Below are 18,764 nucleotides of genomic sequence, written 5' to 3'. Positions count from 1 at the left end.
GAGCCGATTCGTCTTATTTTTATTGTGTTTTGCTGTGCTTGTTATTGTTCTTGTACCGAACATATAGCAGGTGCCGTGCCAACTTTTGAAAACCCCAGTAAAACAAAGGGTTAGGTAGTTTCGGGGGCCAATTCGAGGCGAAAAAAAACCGGGATTTCGTTACCGTAAACCCCGGTTTTTGTTACGTCGCCGCCAAGAGGTAACAGTTTGTGCCACGCCGTCACTGTTACCTGTGGAGCAGCGGCGGTGCCTCAGCTCTCGCTGGTAGCGCCGCTCTTGCGACGTGGAATGCCCAGGCGCTGGCGCCGTTCCCACAGGCATTTGCGGCTGACACCCAGCTTGCGTGCCAGCTCGGTCTCGGTCATGTGGTCCTGGTGCTCGAGGACGAAGTGCTGGAAGTAGTCCTCCAGCGACAGATCTTCGGTGGGCTCGTGGCTGGTGGCGTTGGCTGCGCTGCCGATAGCCGGCAGGTTGTCGAAGTGCACGTGGTCTTCCAGGTCGCTCAGCTCGATGTCGATGCCCAGCAGGTCAGCGGAAATTTCCGGGCTCTCGCTCAGAATCACCGCGCGCTCGACGGCGTTTTCCAGCTCCCGCACGTTACCCGGCCACGAGTAATGACGGATGGCCTGTTCCGCGTCGTGGGCGAACTTCAGGTCAGAACGGCCAATGCGCGCGCCCTGGCGGGCGAGGAAGGCGTTGGCGATTTCATTGACGTCCGCACCGCGCTCACGCAGCGCCGGCAGTTTCAGCGCGATGACGTGCAGGCGGTAATAGAGGTCTTCCCGGAATTGCCCGACCTTGGCCAGGTTTTTCAAGTCACGGTGGGTCGCCGCGATCAGGCGGACATCGACCTTCTGCGACTGCACCGAACCCACCCGGCGAATTTCGCCTTCCTGCAGTACCCGCAGCAGGCGAGCCTGGGCTTCCAGTGGCAGCTCGCCGATTTCGTCGAGGAACAGCGTGCCGCCATCCGCAGCTTCGACCAGACCGGCACGTCCGGCGCTGGCACCGGTGAAGGCGCCTTTCTCGTGGCCGAACAGTTCGGATTCGATCAGGCTTTCCGGAATCGCCGCACAGTTCACCGAAATCATCGGTGCCTTGGCGCGGCGCGAAAGGTTGTGCAGGGCGCGGGCGACCAACTCTTTGCCGGTACCGGATTCGCCCTGGATCAGGACGTTGGAATCGGTGGGCGCGACCTTGCGGATCTTGCTGTAGAGGTCCTGCATCGGCGGACAGGTACCGATGATGCCAATCTCGCCATTGGCATTGCCGGCGGCGACTTTCTCGCCTGCGGCCGCCTTGCCGTTGGCGCGTTCGGCCGGTGCTGCCGGAGCGTTCTGACGATCGCGCAGGATGCGGGCGACCGCCTGGAGCATTTCATCGTGGTCGAACGGCTTGGCGATGTAGTCGACGGCGCCCATCTTCATGGAGTCGACGGCCGAGCGCAGGCTGGCGTAGCTGGTCATGATCAGCACGGGAGTGCCTTGGCCAAGCTTGATCAGTTCGGTACCGGGAGCGCCGGGAAGGCGCAGGTCGCTGACGATGAGGTCGAAGGTGGCAATGCTGAAGCGCTCTTGGGCTTCCTGCACCGACCCGGCCTCGCTGACCTGGTACTGGTTTCGTTCCAACAGACGGCGTAGGGCGGAACGGATGATGGTTTCGTCTTCGACGATCAGAATGTGAGGCATTGATTCAATTCTCTCGACGGTCTCAGTTCACAGCGGACGTCGCTTCGACATGACGCGGCAGGGTCACTCGGATCCGGGTGCCGCGCTGGCTTTGAACATCGGCCGGGCTGTCGATGGTGATCTGTCCATAATGCTCTTCCACGATGGAATAGACCAGAGCGAGCCCCAGCCCGGTTCCCTCGCCCGGATCCTTGGTGGTGAAGAACGGTTCGAACAGACGGTCCATGATGTTTTTCGGAATGCCGCTGCCTTCGTCCTCGACGATGAGGTCGACGGTATGTTCGCTGGCCTCGCTTTTGACCCGCACCGCGGCGCCGGCGGGGCAGGCATCGCGGGCGTTGGACAGCAGGTTGATAAGTACTTGCGCGAGACGTTGCGGATCGCCTTCGACCCAGTGATCGGGATCGCACAGGTTGAAGAACTGCACTTCGAAATTGCGCCGGTTCAATGCCAGCAGGCCGATGGCGTCCTGCGCCACTTCAGCCAGGCACACCGGCTCGTCGGTTTGCTGGTGGCTGCCGGCATGGGCGAAGCTCATGAGCGACTGGACGATGCGCGAAATGCGCTTGGTCTGTTCGAGAATCTGGCTGCTCAGCTCGGTAATTTCGCTGTCATCTTCGCGCTCTTCGCGAAGGTTCTGCGCCAGGCAGGCGATGCCGGTCACCGGGTTGCCGATCTCATGGGCGACCCCGGCGGCCAGTCGGCCAATGCTGGCCAGGCGTTCGGAGTGCACCAGCTTGTCTTCGAGCATCTGGGTTTCGGTGAGGTCTTCCACCAGCACCACCAGGCCGCTGTTACCCGGAGCGAGCGGCTCGTCGATGGCGGCCTTGTGCAGGTTCAGCCAACGGGTCTGGCCATCGAGGCCCAGGCGCTGTTTATGCAAGTGTTCGTCGGGCACGTTGATGAAGCCCAGCAGCAGGCCGCGCCAGGGTTCGACAATGGTGCTCAGGCGCGAGCCGACCACGCGCTTGGCGGGGATGCCGGTCAGCTCTTCCATCGCCTTGTTCCACATGAGGATTTCCTGGTCCTTGGCCAGGGAGCAGACACCCATCGGCAGCTCCTGCAGGGTCTGTCGATGGTAGCGGCGCAGGGCATCCAGCTCGGCGGCCAGGCCGGTGAGACGCGAGTGGTAGTCCTCCAGTCGACTCTCGATGAAGTGGATGTCCTCGGTAACGTAGTTCTCGCTGCCGGATTTGTAGGGCAGGAAGGTCTCGACCATATCCTGGGCCACGCTCGGGCCCATCAGCCCGGAAAGGTTGGCCTCGATGCGGTCGCGCAGGCGGCGAAGGGCATAGGGGCGGCGCTCGTCGAACGGCAGATAAAGGTCGCGCAGCGCTTGTTCGACTTCCTTCTGCGCGGCCTTGGCCCCCAGCGGCTTGGCCAGTTGCGTGGCGAATTCCTGGGGCGAGGCGGCGTGAAGTTCGCGGCGCTGCGGACGGCGGACGTTGTCCACGGCGCAGGCTTCTGCGGCGGAAACCTCTTCGGTGCTGGCATTGGTGAACAGCGATATCAGGGTGAACAGCAACACGTTGGCCGCGAGGGAGGCGATGGCCGCCATGTGCCAACTGGTGTCGTCCAGCACGTAGATCATGTTCAGCAGCGGGATATAGAAGCCCTGCAGGTTGCCGACCAGCGGCAGCAGCATGGTCACCATCCACACGGTGATCCCCGCCAGCAGGCCGGCGATGAAGCCGCGGCGGTTGGCCGTCGGCCAGTACAGCACCGAGAGCACGCCGGGAAGGAACTGCAAGGTCGCGACGAAGGCGACGATGCCGAGGTTGGCCAGTTCCTGTTGCGCACCCAACAGCAGGTAGAAGCCGAAACCGGCGGCGATGATGGCGACGATCAGCGCGCGGCGGGTCCACTTCAGCCAGCGGTAGATGTTGCCCTCCGCCGGCGGTTGATAAAGCGGCAGCACCAGATGGTTCAGGGCCATGCCCGACAGTGCCAGGGTGGTCACGATGATCAACCCGCTGGCGGCCGAAAGCCCGCCGATGTAAGCCAAGAGGGCGAGGGCCTTGTTGTTGGCCGCGATGCCCAGGCCGAGGGTGAAGAATTCCGGGTGGGTGCTGGCGCCGAGCTTAAGGCCGGCCCAGAGGATCAGCGGCACCGCCAGGCTCATCAGCAACAGGAACAGCGGCAGGCCCCAACTGGCGCTGACCAGCGAGCGCGGATTGAGGTTTTCGGTGAAGGCCATGTGGTACATGTGCGGCATCACGATGGCCGAGGCGAAGAACACCAGCAGCAGCGTGCGCCACGGCCCTTCCTGCAGTGGCGTGTGCAGGGCGGCGAGGGCGGTCTGGTTCTGCAGCAGCCAGACTTCCAGTTGATGCGGGCCACCGAACACGCCGTACAGCGCGTACAGGCCGATCCCGCCAATGGCCAGCAACTTGACCACCGATTCGAAGGCGATGGCGAACACCAGGCCTTCGTGTTTCTCGCGGGTAGCGATATGCCGCGAGCCGAAGAAGATGGTGAACAACGTGATCATTGCGCAGAAGGCCAGGGCCACCCGGCTTTTGACCGGCTCGCCGGTGAGGATGCTGATGGAGTCGGCCACCGCCTGGATTTGCAGCGCCAACAACGGCAGCACACCGATCAGCATGAACACCGTGGTCAGGGCGCCGGCCCAGGTGCTGCGGAAGCGGAAGGCGATCAGGTCGGCCAGGGAGGAAAGCTGGTAGGTGCGGGTGATCTTGAGGATCGGGTAGAGCAGCACCGGCGCCAGCAGAAATGCGCCGGACACCCCCAGGTAACAGGCGAGGAAGCCGTAGCCATATTGGTAGGCCAGGCCGACCGTGCCATAGAACGCCCAGGCGCTGGCATAGACGCCCAGCGACAGGGTGTAGGTCAGGGGATGGCGGATGATCGCGCGGGGGATCATGCCGCGTTCGCTGACCCAGGCCACGCCGAACAGCACCAGCAGGTAGGCGGCGCTGATCAGGATCATCTGGGTCAGGCTAAAGCTCATCGGCATCACGTTGGCTCTGCAGGATAAAGGTCACGACGATCAGGATCAGCCAGAGCAGGTAAGGGCGATACCAGGCACCGGTCGGGTCGATCCACCAGTCCATGATGGCCGGGGAGAACAGGTAGATCCCCACGACCAGAAGCAGGACCAAACGATAGATGTACATGCTGGCCTCATTGGATTTTGCCGCTGCGAACTGGACTTATTATTGGCGCAAAACTGTGGCGATGGTAACGGAAGGGCCGCTGCCTGCAAACGGACTTCATGCAGCGGCCCAAGGAATTGAATTTATTGGTCTTTCTGCCGGAAGACCGGGTTCAGCGCAGTTGTGCCTCGGGCAGGGTGAGGCGGCGCGGGATTGCATCGGCATCCCAGTGCGCGGCGGCATGGCGCAGCACCTCGGCCGGGGTGGACGCGGCCATCGCCGGATCGGTGCTCTGGCCCAGTGCACGCAATGCCCGCAGGATCAGGGGCGTGGCCTGTTCAGCCGGCAGCGGCGCGGAACGGTAGGACTTGCCCAGCTTGTGCCCGTCGGGTTGGGTGATCAGCGGCACGTGCAGGTAGCGCGGCTGCGCAAGACCAAGCAACTCCTGCAGGTACAGCTGACGCGGTGTGTTGTCCAGCAGGTCGGCGCCGCGAACGACATCGGTCACACCCTGCCACGCATCGTCCAGCACCACCGCCAACTGGTAGGCATACAGGCCGTCGCGCCGCTGAATGACGAAATCGCCGACGTCACGTCCCAGATGTTGCTCGAAATCACCCTGGACACGGTCGGTGAAGCGGTAGGTCAATTCCGGTACACGAATCCGAATCGCGGCATCGTCCCGCGCGTGGCAGAGGTTGCGGCACAGGCCAGGATAGATGCCGCTGTAGCCTTCCAGTTGCTTGCGCGAGCAGGTGCAGGCGTAGGCCAGGCCTTGGCGGAACAGGCGTTCGATCACTTCGGCGTAAGCATCGTGGCGGTCACGCTGGTAGACGACTTCGCCGTCCCATTCCAGGCCGTAGCTTTCCAGTGTCTTGAGAATCGCGGCCTGGGCGCCGGGGGCTTCGCGAGGTGGGTCGATGTCTTCCATGCGCAGCAGCCAGCGGCCACCCACGGCACGGGCGTCGAGCCAGGAGGCGAGGGCTGCGACCAGCGAGCCGAAGTGCAGGAAGCCACTGGGTGTCGGAGCGAAGCGTCCGATGTAGTGGGACTGTTTCATGGTGGATGCCGGGATCTGTAAATGAAACGGGGCGCAATATGCGCCCCGTTCTGTATGCGGTCAGGATCAGCCTTTGCCGATCGTCTTTTCCTTCTTCTCCGCCAGTTCCTTGCAGTCGAAGCACTGGTCAGCGGTCGGACGGGCTTCCAGGCGCTTCAGGCCGATCTCCACGCCACAGCTGTCACACCAGCCGTATTCATCATCGACGATCTTCTGGAGAGTCTTGTCGATCTTCTTGATCAGTTTTCGCTCGCGGTCACGGTTACGAAGCTCCAGAGCGAACTCTTCTTCCTGGCTGGCACGGTCTGCCGGATCGGGGAAGTTGGCCGCTTCATCCTTCATATGGTCCACGGTGCGGTCCACGCTGGTCATCAGGTCCTGTTTCCAGGCACCGAGCAGCTTGGTGAAGTGTTTTTTCATGGGCTCGCCCATGTACTCCTCACCTTTGGTTGCGACATACGGGTCGAGACCATACATGGAGCCTGCTTTTTGCTTTTCTACGGTGGACATGAATAGACCGCCTCTCACTCATCTGAATCCAATGCGCAGGCTTATTCCATCTCCGGCGCCCGCCGGCCCTGCGACTGCGAGCCGCCGAACTTACCAGATAGGACGGGGGTGCGCTACTCCCCGTTAGCTCGGGTAGGACAGCGAGGTTTAGCCATACGTTCATCGTTGCGCATGGGTAGAATCACCAGTTTAGTCCCAATTGAGAGAAGTCCCATGGCTCAGCCCTACAGTGCGCGCAGTCGCGCCATCGAACCCTTCCATGTGATGGCACTGTTGGCCCGGGCCAACGAGTTGCAGGCCGCCGGTCATGATGTGATTCACCTGGAAATCGGCGAGCCGGACTTCTCCACCGCAGCGCCCATCGTCGAAGCCGGCCAGGCCGCGCTGGGCGCCGGTCACACCCGTTACACCGCCGCCCGCGGGCTGCCGGCGCTGCGTGAAGCGATTGCCGGCTTCTATGACCAGCGCTATGGTGTGAACATCGATCCGCAGCGGATTCTCATTACTCCAGGCGGTTCCGGTGCGCTGCTGCTGACCAGCAGCCTGCTGGTGGACCCCGGCAAGCACTGGCTGCTGGCCGACCCGGGTTATCCGTGTAACCGCCATTTCCTGCGTCTGGTGGAAGGCGGTGCACAACTGGTGCCGGTGGGGCCGGACGTCAACTATCAACTGACCGCTGATCTGGTCGAGCGCTATTGGGATAACGATACGGTCGGCGCCCTGGTGGCGTCGCCGGCCAACCCGACTGGCACCGTGCTCGATCGCGAGCAATTGGCGGGCCTGTCGCGGGCGACCCGGGCGCACAATGGCCATCTGGTGGTGGACGAGATCTATCACGGCCTGACCTACGGCATGGACGCTCCCAGCGTGCTGGAAGTCGATGACCAAGCCTTTGTCCTTAATAGTTTCTCCAAATATTTCGGAATGACCGGCTGGCGCCTGGGCTGGATGGTCGCACCGCCTGCGGCCGTGCCTGAACTGGAGAAACTGGCGCAGAACCTCTATATCAGTGCGCCGAGCATGGCTCAGCATGCGGCCCTGGCCTGTTTCGAACCCGGCACCCTGGCGATCCTCGAAGAGCGCCGCGCCGAATTCGCCCGCCGCCGCGACTTCCTCCTGCCAGCCCTGCGCGGGCTCGGCTTCGGGATCACGGTGGAGCCACAAGGTGCGTTCTACCTGTACGCCGACATCAGCGCATTCGGGGGTGATGCGTTCGCGTTCTGCCGGCACTTCCTGGAAACCGAGCATGTCGCCTTCACCCCGGGCGTGGATTTCGGCCGGCACCAGGCCAGCCATCATGTGCGATTCGCCTACACCCAGAGCCTGCCGCGTCTGCAAGAAGCGGTGGAGCGGATTGCCCGTGGGCTGAAGAGCTGGCAAGGCTGATGCATTTCACTCCATTGCTCGAAGAAGCCCGGCTGCTGCGCCGTTACAAACGCTTTCTCGCGGATATCGAACTACCGAGCGGCGAGCAGATGACCATCCACTGCCCGAACACCGGCTCGATGCTCAACTGCATGAAGGAAGGCGGCAAGGTCTGGTTCAGTCGCTCCAACGACCCCAAGCGCAAGCTGCCCGGTACCTGGGAAATCAGCGAGACCCCGCAAGGCCGGCTGGCCTGCGTGAATACCGGACGGGCCAATGCCATTGTCGAAGAAGCGCTGCGCGCCGGCGTGATCAGTGAGCTGGCGGGTTTCACCGCGCTGCGCCGCGAGGTGCCGTATGGCGAGGAGAACAGCCGCATCGACTTTCAACTGACCTTCGACAGCGGCCTGGCCTATGTGGAGGTCAAGAGCGTGACCCTCGGTTTCGACGGTTCGGCCATCGCGGCCTTTCCCGATGCCGTGACCCAACGCGGCGCCAAGCACCTGCGCGAGCTGGCGGCGCTGGCCCGGCAAGGGGTCCGCGCGGTGCAGCTTTATTGTGTGAACCTCAACGGTATCGAGGCGGTACGCCCGGCTGAAGAGATTGACCCGGGATACGCCATCGCGCTGCGCGCCGCCGTGCTCGATGGCGTCGAAGTGCTGGCGTACGGGGTGACGCTGGACAGTGAGCAGGTGCGTATCGACCGCGCCCTGCCGGTGCTGCTCAATCCGTGAGCCAGATGCCCTGGCTGTCTTCATGACAGTCGAGGGCTTCCAGGGCATCACCCTCGCACGGCCCGGCCACGCACTCGCCGTTCTCGATAAGGAACAGTGCGCCATGCCGGGCGCAGGTGATCAGGCTGGCGCTGCTGTCGAGAAACTGGTCTGGCTGCCAGTTGAGCGCAATCCCGCGATGAGGGCAGCGGTTTCGATACAGATAGACCTGCCCTTGCCGGCGTACGCCCAGCAGTTCGGTATTTTCGCAGGTGAAACCGCGGCTCTGGCCTTCGCCCAGTTCGGCGGAGGTACAAAGGAAGTGCATGAGCGATGGGCTCCGTTAAGGATGCAAGGCAGCTTGACGCTCAAATGCAAATAATTATCAAATTGCCGGCTCTGATGGCGTCGGGCGCCTTTATACCCTGCCCGGCGCTTCTCTCACACCGCTATCCGAGGGGTGGCGGTTCGTCCTGATCGAAAAGGAAGCTCCGTTATGCGCCGATATGCCAGCCTGATCGCCCTTTGTATCGGGCTCGTGTTCAACCCGGCGCACGCCGCCGATCCACTGCCGCAGCGTTGGGTCAGCGCTGGCGGGGCCTTGAGCGAATGGATCGTCGAACTGGGCGCGGAATCGCGGCTGGTGGGCGTCGATACCACAAGTCAGCACCCTGAATCGCTGAAGGCGCTGCCCAGCATTGGCTATCAACGCCAGCTTTCGGCCGAAGGCGTGTTGAGCCTTCGCCCCGATGTGCTGGTGGGCACCGAGGAAATGGGGCCGCCGCCGGTCCTGGCGCAGATCCGCGGTGCCGGGGTGCGGGTCGAACTGTTCTCCAGTCGCGCCGATCTGGAGGCCGTGCAGGGCAACCTCAAGCACTTGGGCGAATTGCTTGGCAAGCCGGAACAGGCCGAACAGCGTTTCGCTGACTATCGCCAGCAACTCGAAACCCTGCGTACCCGGATCAAGGCGGTGCAGGGTACGGAGCAGGCACCCGGGGTAATCCTGCTGGTGGGCCATGCTGGCGGCAAGCCGATGATTGCCGGCACCGACACCGCTGGCGCCTGGCTGGTGGAGCAGGCCGGCGGCCGCAACCTGGCGACTCACCAGGGTTACAAGAACTTCTCCGGAGAGGCGCTGGCCGCCTTGAACCCGCAAGTGGTGGTGTTCGCTGATCGTGCCCTCACCGGCGATGCTGCGCTGCAGGCACTGCTGAAAGAGAACCCCGCGCTGGCCGCATCCCGTGCGGCGAAAGAAAAGCGTCTGATTGATCTTGACCCGACGCTGCTGGTCGGCGGCCTCGGTCCGCGTCTGCCCGCCAGCCTGCAAGCGCTGGCCCAGGCGTTCTACCCGACGGCCAAGGCTCAACTGGCGCCATGACCCGTCTGATCCAGCCGCGCACGCTGTTCATCATCCTCAGCCTGTTGTGTCTGCTGGCGGTCTGGCTGTCGCTGGCGCTCGGGCCGGTGAGTCTGCCGCTGATGGACACCTTGCGCGCAGGCTTGCGTCTGCTCGGCCTGCCGGTGAATGGCGATGGGCTGGAGCAGGCCGAGCTGATTCTCGGGCAGATACGTCTGCCGCGGACGCTGCTCGGGCTGGCGGTGGGTGCTGTGCTGGCGCTGGCCGGTGTGGCCATGCAAGGGCTGTTTCGCAATCCGCTGGCGGACCCGGGGTTGGTGGGCGTTTCCAGCGGCGCGGCGCTCGGTGCCGCAGTGGCGATTGTTGGCAGCGCCTGGGTGGGTGGCGTGCCGGATGCTATCGCGCCCTATCTGCTGTCGCTGTGCGCGTTTCTCGGCGGCCTGGGCGTGACCGCGTTGGTCTATCGCCTGGGGCGACGCGACGGGCAGACCAGCGTCGCCACCATGTTGCTTGCCGGTATCGCCTTGACGGCCCTGGCCAGCTCGGCGGTGGGGCTGTTCACTTACCTGGCGGATGACGCGACCCTGCGGACCCTGACGTTCTGGAACCTGGGCAGCCTCAATGGCGCGAGTTATCAGCGCCTGTGGCCACTGGTGCTGGTGGCGACGGCGGTGGCGCTGTGGTTGCCGCGTCGTGCCGAGGCCTTGAATGCGTTGCTGCTGGGCGAATCGGAGGCTCGTCATCTGGGCATCGAAGTCGAATCGCTCAAACGCGAACTGGTGTTCTGTACGGCACTGGGCGTGGGTGCGGCGGTAGCGGCGGCGGGGTTGATCGGTTTTGTCGGGCTGGTGGTGCCGCATCTGGTGCGGCTGTTGTCCGGCCCGGACCACCGGGTCTTGCTGCCCGCCTCATTGCTGGCGGGGGCTTCGCTGCTATTGTTCGCTGATCTGATCGCCCGGCTGGCGCTGGCGCCAGCGGAGTTGCCGATCGGTATCGTCACCGCGTTCATCGGCGCGCCGTTTTTCCTTTATCTGTTGCTGCGGGGGCGTGCCTGATGCTTCAGGTCGAAGATCTTCAAGTCGTCCGCGGGCGCAAGACGGTGCTCGATGGCGTTACCCTCAAGGTCCAGCCAGGTGAAGTGTTGGGTGTGCTCGGCCCCAACGGCGCGGGCAAGAGCACTTTGCTTGGTGCACTTTGCGGCGAGTTGGCGGTCCAGCGTGGCCGCGTCCTGCTCCACGACCGCGCGCTTGCCGACTGGCCTGGCCATGAGCGCGCCCAATTGCTGGCGGTCTTGCCCCAGGTGTCGAGCCTCGGCTTTGCCTTCCGTGTCGAGGAAGTGGTGGGCATGGGGCGTCTGCCGCATCGGACCGGCAAGGACCGCGACCATGAAATCGTCCGCGCGGCGCTGGAGGCGGCGGATGCCCTGCATCTGGCCGACCGCAGCTACCTCGCGCTGTCTGGTGGCGAACGCCAGCGCGTGCATCTGGCACGGGTGCTGGCGCAGCTCTGGCCGGGCGAGGAGGGGCGGACCTTGCTGCTCGACGAGCCGACCTCGGCCCTCGACCCGTTGCACCAGCACACCACGCTGCAGGCGGTCCGCGGATTTGCCGATCGCGGCGCCGCGGTACTGGTGATCCTCCACGACCTGAACCTGGCCGCACGCTATTGTGATCGTATCCTGCTGCTCGAACAGGGCCGGCCTTACGTCTTCGATACGCCGCAAAAGGTCTTGCAACCCGAGGCCCTGAAGGCGGTGTTCGGTCTGGAGGTATTGGTCCATACGCATCCCGAGCGAGGCCATCCGCTCATCATTGCCCGTTAGGAGTTACCTATGCCCTGGTCCCGGTCGTTCGGCATCCTCATTCTGCTGGCCTGGGGCCTGGCGGGTTGTCACGCCATGGCACCGCTGCCGGCGTTGCCGCAATGGCAGAGCCCGGAAGGGCGCGAGCATGCCGATCTCGGGCAGATTCGCGAGACCGCCAGCGGTCGCCTGCTGACCCCGGAGCAATTGGTGAGCCGGCTGGCGGCCGCGCCACGGGTGCTAGTGGGCGAGCAGCATGACAATCCCGATCACCACGCCTTGCAGCGCTGGCTGTTGCAGGCCCTGGTGCAACAGCGCGCACAGGGCAGCCTGTTGCTGGAAATGCTCGAGCCGGCGCAGCAGGCCAATGTCGACGCGGCTCGTCAGCAAAAGCCGCTGCCGGCTGATCTGGCCAAGGCGCTGGCGTGGCGTGAGGGCTGGGACTGGAAATTCTACGGTCCACTGCTGGAAGAAGCCTTCAGCCAAGGCTATCCGGTGCTCGCGGCCAACCTGGACCGCAGCGAGATGAAAGACATCTACCGCAACCCGCCGCAATTGTCCGGGCCTCGCTCTACCGCGCCGGCGGTGCGCGAAGCGTTGCTGGACGAAGTGCGCGAGGGCCATTGCGGCATGCTCCCGGAAAGTCAGTTGCCGGCGATGCTGGCGGTGCAGCAACAACGCGACCGGCGCATGGCTCAGCGTCTGCTGGCGGCGCCCGCACCGGCCTTGCTGTTGGCTGGCGGCTATCACGTGCGCAAGGATGTCGGTGTGCCGTTGCACCTGGCCGACTTGGGGGCGGCGCAAGAGGATACCGTCGTGTTGATGCTGGCTCAGGTGGGCGAGGAGGTCGGGCCGGCGATGGCGGATTTCGTCTGGTTCACCGCCGCCTTGCCTGAGAAGGACTATTGCGCCGATCTGCGGCAATGAAATCGCGGGCAAAAAAAGACCCGGCAAGATGCCGGGTCAATAACCGTGATTAGCCTGATGAGGAGATAATCTGAGAGTCCGAACCAGGGGCTTTCAGCTTATCCAACCAGTCTCGCGACCAGTTGTGGTAATCATAGTGATTCTCATTTCGAAGTCAAACGATTTGTACGATAAACCTTAATTTTTTTTCCGAAGTGCCGTCGCATCCAGTTGCTGGTTCAGCGCTTCCTTGCGTTCGGCGGGGATATCGTTCCAGTGCACGTCCAGCAAAGCGCCTTCAATGGCGTACAGCAGCACCTTCGATGCCCGGAAACCTCGGGTGCGCACCGCCCGGTAAGCATCCACCGCGCCCAGGCGGCGAAGGTCCGAGGCGCTGTGGATGCCTACCGCGTGCAACCACTGTGCTGAGGTCTTGCCAAGATTCTTCAGGTGCTGAAGTTCATCGTTCATCAAGCCTCCTTGCGCCGGCTGAACGGTTCTTGTGGAGGAAGTCGCGGGTAAACACTGAGGAGTGTAGCGGCACTTGGAAAATACGCGGCGATTTGCCATGTACCGCTGGGAAGGCGAGGGCCGGCGGGCCTGTCGGGCGGGTCCGCCGGGGTCTGATCAGCGTGTGCGGTAGCGCAGGCGGGTGCCGAAATTCACCGACATGAGGATCTCGTCGGCGCTCAGTTCGGCAGGGAACCAGGTCCCGGAGATTTGCGCGTGGGCGAGGCTGGCCCCTTCCATGGGCGTGTCCCGCAGGTCGAGGCCGCGCAGGTCGGCGGCGCGGAAGTAGGCACCCGAGAAGTCGATGCCCACAGTGTCGAGGTTACGCAGGTCGAGGCCGCGAAAGTCGCCATCGCGAAAGTCGATGCTGACGTCCTTTGGTTTCTCCCGGTTGAACGCTGCGATGTTCTCGTTGTGAATCAATGCATACAGCGTGCTGTCGAGTTGCCGTGGCTGATTCATGAGAACGCCTCCTGGGTGGCCTGATAATGGCATTATAGTGTCACCCTTTGCAGGCAGCGGAATAGAGGCGTGAAGTGTGGACTGCTTCACGCCTCTACCGTTTTACAGGCCCGGCAGGCGCTGGCGGATCTGCTTGACCAGATTGTCCAGGCTGTCGCTTTCGTTGGTTTCCACGCGTTTGCTTTGCAGCAGCTCTTCGGCGCTCAGCGCTTCGCGGCTGGCTTGCTGCGCGGTGACCACTTCCAGTGTCGCGTCGGAGGGATCGTTCTGGTCGGCCTGGCGCTGGGCCAGCCAACTGGCGATCACCGCATCCGGGGCGTTGCAGTCGAGGATCAGGAACGGCACGCCGGTCGCGCTGGCCACTTCGGCCGCTGCTTGGCGCTGTGCCTGCTTGAGGTAAGTAGCGTCGATGACGACCGGGAAGCCGGCCCGCAGGATCAGCGCGGCCAATTGATGCAGGCGCTCGTAAGTGGCCTGGCTGGCATCGCTGCTGTAGATGCCGGCTTGCAACTCGCCGGCGGCCTCGCTGGTTTGTTCGCCGAACACGCGCTTGCGCTCCACGTCCGAGCGCAGGCGGATCGCTCCCAGTGCTTCCACCAGGCGCATTGCCACGTGGCTCTTGCCTACGGCGGAAACGCCATGGGTGATGGCCAGCAGACGCGAAGGAATGGCGCTGTAGCTTTCCGCCAGGTTGGCGTAGTTGCGGTACTGGCGCAGGGTGGTGGCGCGCTGCACGCCATCGGCGTCGGCCGGCATGCTGAACAGCGCGATCTTGGCCCGAACCAGAGCGCGGTAGGCTTTGTAGAAGTTCAGCAGTTCCAGGCCTTCGTAGTCGCCGGTCAGTTCCAGGTACTGGCTGATGAAGCGCCGCGACAGGGATTTCAGCCCGCGGTCTTCAAGGTCCATGGCCAGGAAGGCGGCGTCGGCATAGACGTCGGTCAGGCGGAAGGGCTCGTTGAACTCGATGCAGTCGAAAATCACCACGTTACCGTCGATTACCGTGGCGTTGCCCAGGTGGATGTCACCGTGGCACTCGCGGATGAAACCTTGAGCCTTGCGTGCTTCCAGCAGTGTGTGCAGACGGTCGAAGCTGCTACGGGCCCAGGCTTGCAGGGCGTCGAGTTGTTGCAGGTCGGCCTTGTCGCTGAGGAAGGGGCGGATCTGCTCGAAGTTCTGCTCGACGGGCGCCATCACGCTTTCTGGCGTACCCAGCGGATGCTCGGCGGAAACCCGCGGTGCCTGCAGGTGGAACTCGGCGATCTGCTTCGCCATCTGGTCGATGTGTGCGGTGGTCAGCTCGCCGTTGGCTTGCAGGGTGCTGAGCATCTGTTCCTGCGGGAACTGGCGCATTTTCAGCGCGTATTCGATCGCCGTACCTTCGCCGCCGAGTTGCGGGGCCTCGGCAGTGCCGGTGATTGGCAGCACTTCCAGATAGAGGCCATCGGTCAGGCGCTGGTTCAGGCGCAGTTCTTCAGCGCAGAAGTGCGCGCGGCCCGACAGCTCGGTGAAGTCGAGGAAACCGAAGTTCATCGGCTTCTTGATCTTGTAGGCGTAGTCGCCGGTGAGCAGAACCCAGGAAATATGCGTTTCGATAACCCGGAAATCCTGCACGGGATGGGGAAACAGGGCGGGGTTCTGCAAGGCTGTGATCAAGGCTTGGCTCACGGGCGATCCTTCTGGGCAAATGGGATTCTAATCGGCCATTATGGCGACAAGCATGCCGTCTGGAAACCGCCGGGGGGCGCCTGTCGATGAACGATAAAGTGCGTATAATCCGCGCCCATGACTCGTACCCGATCCTCCCGTACCCCTAAAAAACAACCGTCTGGCCGCGTTCGCGCCTTGCTGGGCTGGGCCATCAAGCTCGGTCTCGTCGGCCTTGTCGTGCTGGCCGGTTTCGCCGTCTATCTCGATGCGGTCGTCCAGGAAAAATTCTCTGGCAAGCGCTGGACCATTCCCGCCAAGGTCTACGCGCGGCCATTGGAGCTGTTCGTCGGCCAGAAGCTGAGCAAGGACGACTTCCTTGTTGAACTCGATGCCCTCGGTTATCGGCGCGAAAGTGCGGCCAACGGCCCCGGCGCGGCGGCCGTCAACGGCAATACTGTCGACCTGAATACCCGCGGTTTCCAGTTCTATGAAGGCATGGAGTCTGCGCGGCAGGTGCGGGTGCGCTTCTCGGGTGATTACGTGGCGGGCCTCAGCGCGGCCAATGATTCCAAGCTGGCGGTGGTCCGTCTGGAGCCTCTGCTGATTGGCGGGCTTTATCCGAAGAACCTCGAAGACCGCATTCTGATCAAGCTCGATCAGGTGCCGCCGTACCTACTCGATACCCTGGTAGCGGTGGAAGACCGGGACTTCTATCACCACCTCGGCGTGTCGCCCAAGTCCATTGCCCGTGCCGTCTGGGTCAACACCTCGTCCGGCGCCATGCGCCAGGGCGGCAGTACCCTGACCCAACAGTTGGTGAAGAACTTCTTCCTGACCAACGAACGCAGCCTCTCCCGCAAGCTCACCGAAGCGATGATGGCGATGTTGCTGGAGCTGCATTACAGCAAGCAGGAAATCCTCGAGGCTTACCTGAACGAAGTGTTCGTCGGTCAGGATGGGCAGCGGGCGGTGCATGGCTTCGGTCTCGCCAGCCAGTTCTTCTTCAGCCAGCCGCTCTCGGAACTGAAGCTGCATCAGGTGGCCTTGCTGGTGGGCATGGTCAAGGGGCCGTCCGCCTACAACCCGCGGCGTTACCCGGAGCGCGCCCTGCAACGGCGTAACCTGGTGCTCGACCTGCTTGCGGAGCAGGGCGTGGCCACGCCGGAAGCGGTCGAGGCAGCGAAGAAGATGCCGCTGGGCGTGACCAAGCGCGGCAGCCTCGCGGATAGCTCCTTCCCCGGCTTCCTCGATCTGGTCAAGCGCCAACTGCGCCAGGACTACCGCGATGAAGACTTGACCGAAGAAGGTCTGCGCATCTTCACCAGCTTCGACCCGATCCTGCAGATGAAGGCAGAAGCCTCAATGGCCGACACCTTCAAGCGTCTGGCCGGTCGCAAGGGCTCGGATGAGGTCGAAGCAGCCATGGTCGTCACCAACCCGGAAACCGGTGAGGTGCAGGCGCTGATCGGCAGCCGTCAGGCGGGCTTTGCCGGCTTCAACCGGGCAATCGACGCCGTGCGGCCGATTGGCTCGCTGGTCAAGCCGGCGGTTTACTTGACGGCGCTGGAGAAACCCAGCCAATACACGCTGACCAGTTGGGTGCAGGACGAGCCGTTCTCGGTGAAAGGCGCCGACGGACAGGTCTGGAAGCCGCAGAACTATGATCGGCGCGCTCACGGCACGATTTATCTGTACCAGGGCCTCGCCAACTCCTACAACCTGTCGACGGCCAAGCTGGGCCTGGAACTGGGTGTGCCGAATGTGCTCAAAACAATCGGTCGCCTGGGTGTCGAAGTCGACTGGCCTGCGTTCCCGTCCATGCTGCTGGGCGCTGGCGGCATGTCGCCGATGCAAGTGGCGACCATGTACCAGACGCTCGCCAACGGTGGCTTCAACACCCCGATGCGCGGTATTCGCAGTGTGCTGACCGCCGAAGGTGAGCCGCTCAAACGCTATCCGTTCCAGATCCAGCAACGCTTCGATCCGGGTTCCATCTACCTGGTGCAGAACGCCATGCAGCGGGTCATGCGCGAAGGTACTGGCCGCTCGGTCTACAGCGTGCTGCCGAGCTCGCTGAACCTGGCGGGCAAGACGGGTACCAGTAACGATTCGCGCGACAGCTGGTTCGCCGGCTTCAGCCAGGACCTTCTGGCAGTGGTCTGGCTGGGCCGCGACGACAACGGCAAGACGCCCTTTACCGGCGCCACCGGTGCCCTGCAGGTCTGGACCAGTTTCATGCGCAAGGCCGACCCGCTGCCGCTGGACATGCCGATGCCGGATAACGTCGTTCAGGCATGGCTGGATCCGCACAGCGGCCAGGGCTCGGATGCGAGCTGCCCGGGCGCGGTGCAGATGCCGTATATTCGCGGAAGCGAACCGGCGCCAGGCGCGGCCTGCGGCGGCGAACAGACACCAGCCGACTCGGTCATGGACTGGGTGAAGGGCTGGATGAATTAAGCAGCATCAGCCAAGAGGACGTGATGTGAACAAGTGGTTGTTTCCTGCCTTGACGGCGCTGGCTTTGCTCAACGGCTGCGCCAGCGTGCAGCGTGGTTCGATTCCGGTGGTGGATTCGGGCACCCGGGTATCCAACAGCGAGCGGGTTACGGCCAATCGGGCCGTGACGTCGCAGGTCAATACGGGCTCGCGCCAGAATCAAGCGATCCAGCAAGACAGTGGCGTGACCGTGATGGTCCCGCAAGGCAGCGGCGCTTCGCCGATCCAGACCTTCCCGGCCTCCACGGCGCCTGCGGGGATCAGCACCGGTCCGATCACGCCGGGTCCGGTGACATCGGAGCCCTTCACGCCGCAGTCGACCAACGCAGGCAGTTACACCATGCCATCCGCACCGAGCGGAATCCCGCGTGCTGCCACCGGCAGTGGCCTGTCGGCCGACGAACAGCTTGATGGCCCAGTGCTGGCGCTACTGACTACCGCCCAGCAACAGCAGAGCGGCGGCGACTACAACGGCGCATCTTCCAGCCTGGAACGTGCTCAGCGCATTGCCCCGCGCGAGCCGCAAGTGCTCTATCGCCTGGCCCAGGTCCGTCTCGCCCAGGGTGACGCGCCACAGGCCGAGCAGTTGGCGCGTCGTGCGTTGACCTACGCGAACGGTCGTCCTGATCTGCAATCCGGTCTGTGGAACATCATCGCCCAGTCCCGCGAGAAGCAAGGCGACGCCGCCGGCGCGGCACTGGCGCGGCAGAAAGCCCAGGTCAACCTGTGATGGACCCACGGATCCTGGATATCGCCGATCATCTGCTGCTGATCGAGCGTGAGCTGCATGTGCAGGGCTGGTGGAGTGACGAGATACCCAGCGCCGATGCGCTGGCCAGTAATGTTCCTTTCGCGGTCGACAGCTTGAGCTTCGAGCAATGGCTGCAATGGATCTTCCTTCCGCGTATGAAGGAGATCCTCGAGAAGGGGCTCGCGCTGCCCAATGCCTCGGGCATTCTGGTGATGGCGGAGACGGTTTATGTCAACCGTCCGGAAGAAAGTCGCCAGTTGCGCAGGCTGTTGGCCGAGTTCGACCAATTGATCAGCCCATCCAACTGATTTCACTGTTGTTTATCCGCCGGGGGCGCGTTTTGGGGCCCCCCGTCGTTGTGGCAGAGCGATTGCGACAGCCA

18 protein-coding genes are annotated in these 18,764 nt (G+C 63.3%); 9 read left to right on the top strand and 9 right to left on the bottom strand.

Annotated elements, in window-relative coordinates; all coding sequences use genetic code 11:
* Positions 1-251: 251 nt before the first annotated feature.
* The 5 genes from NTD82_RS04975 to dksA form a co-directional block, all read right to left on the bottom strand.
* Positions 252-1,688: a sigma-54-dependent transcriptional regulator gene (locus NTD82_RS04975; protein WP_262127965.1), complete on the bottom strand. Its 1,437-nt coding sequence runs from the start codon at positions 1,686-1,688 to the stop codon at positions 252-254.
* A 22-nt stretch (positions 1,689-1,710) separates the two neighbouring features.
* A complete protein-coding gene (locus tag NTD82_RS04970) occupies positions 1,711-4,665 on the bottom strand; it encodes a sensor histidine kinase (RefSeq protein WP_175651998.1) in 2,955 nt (984 codons plus the stop codon).
* Positions 4,649-4,825: a hypothetical protein gene (locus NTD82_RS04965; RefSeq protein ID WP_010796831.1), complete on the bottom strand. Its 177-nt coding sequence runs from the start codon at positions 4,823-4,825 to the stop codon at positions 4,649-4,651. Before NTD82_RS04965 ends, NTD82_RS04970 begins: the two co-directional genes overlap by 17 nt.
* A gap of 151 nt (positions 4,826-4,976) precedes the next feature.
* On the bottom strand, positions 4,977-5,864 hold the full coding sequence (gluQRS, locus tag NTD82_RS04960) for a tRNA glutamyl-Q(34) synthetase GluQRS (RefSeq protein WP_262127964.1): 888 nt from the start codon (positions 5,862-5,864) through the stop codon (positions 4,977-4,979).
* Positions 5,865-5,930: 66 nt separating this feature from the next.
* Complete coding sequence (dksA, locus tag NTD82_RS04955; protein ID WP_095159757.1) at positions 5,931-6,374, bottom strand: RNA polymerase-binding protein DksA; 444 nt, start codon at positions 6,372-6,374, stop codon at positions 5,931-5,933.
* 213 nt (positions 6,375-6,587) lie between these two features.
* On the opposite strand from dksA, the gene NTD82_RS04950 reads away from it, so the two are divergent.
* Positions 6,588-7,760, top strand: a complete 1,173-nt coding sequence (locus NTD82_RS04950) for a pyridoxal phosphate-dependent aminotransferase (RefSeq protein ID WP_175652001.1) — start codon at positions 6,588-6,590, stop codon at positions 7,758-7,760.
* A complete protein-coding gene (sfsA, locus tag NTD82_RS04945; RefSeq protein ID WP_262127963.1) occupies positions 7,760-8,473 on the top strand; it encodes a DNA/RNA nuclease SfsA in 714 nt (237 codons plus the stop codon). The genes NTD82_RS04950 and sfsA overlap by 1 nt, the downstream gene beginning before the upstream one ends.
* On the opposite strand, the gene NTD82_RS04940 is transcribed toward sfsA, so the two are convergent.
* A complete protein-coding gene (locus tag NTD82_RS04940) occupies positions 8,463-8,780 on the bottom strand; it encodes a Rieske (2Fe-2S) protein (RefSeq protein ID WP_095159760.1) in 318 nt (105 codons plus the stop codon). The two genes, sfsA and NTD82_RS04940, sit on opposite strands and share 11 nt — an antisense overlap.
* A gap of 168 nt (positions 8,781-8,948) precedes the next feature.
* On the opposite strand from NTD82_RS04940, the gene NTD82_RS04935 reads away from it, so the two are divergent.
* The 4 genes from NTD82_RS04935 to NTD82_RS04920 are packed head-to-tail and all read left to right on the top strand — an operon-like array spanning position 8,949 to position 12,537.
* Positions 8,949-9,830: a hemin ABC transporter substrate-binding protein gene (locus tag NTD82_RS04935; protein ID WP_262127962.1), complete on the top strand. Its 882-nt coding sequence runs from the start codon at positions 8,949-8,951 to the stop codon at positions 9,828-9,830.
* A gap of 50 nt (positions 9,831-9,880) precedes the next feature.
* Complete coding sequence (locus NTD82_RS04930) at positions 9,881-10,864, top strand: FecCD family ABC transporter permease (RefSeq protein ID WP_262128022.1); 984 nt, start codon at positions 9,881-9,883, stop codon at positions 10,862-10,864.
* Positions 10,864-11,631, top strand: a complete 768-nt coding sequence (locus NTD82_RS04925; protein ID WP_262127961.1) for a heme ABC transporter ATP-binding protein — start codon at positions 10,864-10,866, stop codon at positions 11,629-11,631. The genes NTD82_RS04930 and NTD82_RS04925 overlap by 1 nt, the downstream gene beginning before the upstream one ends.
* Before the next feature lie 9 nt (positions 11,632-11,640).
* Positions 11,641-12,537 (top strand): ChaN family lipoprotein, encoded by an 897-nt coding sequence (locus NTD82_RS04920; RefSeq protein ID WP_410017029.1) that lies wholly within the window; start codon positions 11,641-11,643, stop codon positions 12,535-12,537.
* 177 nt (positions 12,538-12,714) lie between these two features.
* Here the strand turns inward: NTD82_RS04920 and NTD82_RS04915 are convergent, their stop codons facing one another.
* The 3 genes from NTD82_RS04915 to NTD82_RS04905 form a co-directional block, all read right to left on the bottom strand.
* On the bottom strand, positions 12,715-12,987 hold the full coding sequence (locus NTD82_RS04915; RefSeq protein ID WP_095159765.1) for a TfoX/Sxy family protein: 273 nt from the start codon (positions 12,985-12,987) through the stop codon (positions 12,715-12,717).
* A 156-nt stretch (positions 12,988-13,143) separates the two neighbouring features.
* A complete protein-coding gene (locus tag NTD82_RS04910; protein ID WP_095159766.1) occupies positions 13,144-13,488 on the bottom strand; it encodes a pentapeptide repeat-containing protein in 345 nt (114 codons plus the stop codon).
* A gap of 102 nt (positions 13,489-13,590) precedes the next feature.
* Positions 13,591-15,153, bottom strand: coding sequence for an AAA family ATPase (locus NTD82_RS04905; protein ID WP_095159767.1), 1,563 nt, complete (start codon positions 15,151-15,153; stop codon positions 13,591-13,593).
* Between the two features lie 117 nt (positions 15,154-15,270).
* Here NTD82_RS04905 and mrcB point away from each other — a divergent pair, with 117 nt between their 5' ends.
* The 3 genes from mrcB to NTD82_RS04890 are packed head-to-tail and all read left to right on the top strand — an operon-like array spanning position 15,271 to position 18,690.
* Complete coding sequence (gene mrcB, locus NTD82_RS04900) at positions 15,271-17,592, top strand: penicillin-binding protein 1B (RefSeq protein WP_262127960.1); 2,322 nt, start codon at positions 15,271-15,273, stop codon at positions 17,590-17,592.
* A 25-nt stretch (positions 17,593-17,617) separates the two neighbouring features.
* Positions 17,618-18,361: a tetratricopeptide repeat protein gene (locus tag NTD82_RS04895; RefSeq protein WP_095159769.1), complete on the top strand. Its 744-nt coding sequence runs from the start codon at positions 17,618-17,620 to the stop codon at positions 18,359-18,361.
* A complete protein-coding gene (locus NTD82_RS04890) occupies positions 18,358-18,690 on the top strand; it encodes a YqcC family protein (RefSeq protein ID WP_095159770.1) in 333 nt (110 codons plus the stop codon). Before NTD82_RS04895 ends, NTD82_RS04890 begins: the two co-directional genes overlap by 4 nt.
* The last annotated feature ends 74 nt before the right edge of the window (positions 18,691-18,764 follow it).

This window comes from Pseudomonas sp. 5P_5.1_Bac1, from assembly GCF_025466015.1.
Lineage (GTDB): Bacteria > Pseudomonadota > Gammaproteobacteria > Pseudomonadales > Pseudomonadaceae > Aquipseudomonas.
This window is presented reverse-complemented; position numbering and strand designations above follow the sequence as displayed.

Excerpts from the sequence above, each read along its gene's own strand:
- NTD82_RS04975 (WP_262127965.1), bottom strand. The coding sequence starts at position 1,688 with ATGCCTCACATTCTGATCGTCGAAGACGAAACCATCATCCGTTCCGCC.
- NTD82_RS04970 (WP_175651998.1), bottom strand. The coding sequence starts at position 4,665 with ATGCCGATGAGCTTTAGCCTGACCCAGATGATCCTGATCAGCGCCGCC.
- NTD82_RS04965 (WP_010796831.1), bottom strand. The coding sequence starts at position 4,825 with ATGTACATCTATCGTTTGGTCCTGCTTCTGGTCGTGGGGATCTACCTG.
- gluQRS (WP_262127964.1), bottom strand. The coding sequence starts at position 5,864 with ATGAAACAGTCCCACTACATCGGACGCTTCGCTCCGACACCCAGTGGC.
- dksA (WP_095159757.1), bottom strand. The coding sequence starts at position 6,374 with ATGTCCACCGTAGAAAAGCAAAAAGCAGGCTCCATGTATGGTCTCGAC.
- NTD82_RS04950 (WP_175652001.1), top strand. The coding sequence starts at position 6,588 with ATGGCTCAGCCCTACAGTGCGCGCAGTCGCGCCATCGAACCCTTCCAT.
- sfsA (WP_262127963.1), top strand. The coding sequence starts at position 7,760 with ATGCATTTCACTCCATTGCTCGAAGAAGCCCGGCTGCTGCGCCGTTAC.
- NTD82_RS04940 (WP_095159760.1), bottom strand. The coding sequence starts at position 8,780 with ATGCACTTCCTTTGTACCTCCGCCGAACTGGGCGAAGGCCAGAGCCGC.
- NTD82_RS04935 (WP_262127962.1), top strand. The coding sequence starts at position 8,949 with ATGCGCCGATATGCCAGCCTGATCGCCCTTTGTATCGGGCTCGTGTTC.
- NTD82_RS04925 (WP_262127961.1), top strand. The coding sequence starts at position 10,864 with ATGCTTCAGGTCGAAGATCTTCAAGTCGTCCGCGGGCGCAAGACGGTG.
- NTD82_RS04920 (WP_410017029.1), top strand. The coding sequence starts at position 11,641 with ATGCCCTGGTCCCGGTCGTTCGGCATCCTCATTCTGCTGGCCTGGGGC.
- NTD82_RS04915 (WP_095159765.1), bottom strand. The coding sequence starts at position 12,987 with ATGAACGATGAACTTCAGCACCTGAAGAATCTTGGCAAGACCTCAGCA.
- NTD82_RS04910 (WP_095159766.1), bottom strand. The coding sequence starts at position 13,488 with ATGAATCAGCCACGGCAACTCGACAGCACGCTGTATGCATTGATTCAC.
- mrcB (WP_262127960.1), top strand. The coding sequence starts at position 15,271 with ATGACTCGTACCCGATCCTCCCGTACCCCTAAAAAACAACCGTCTGGC.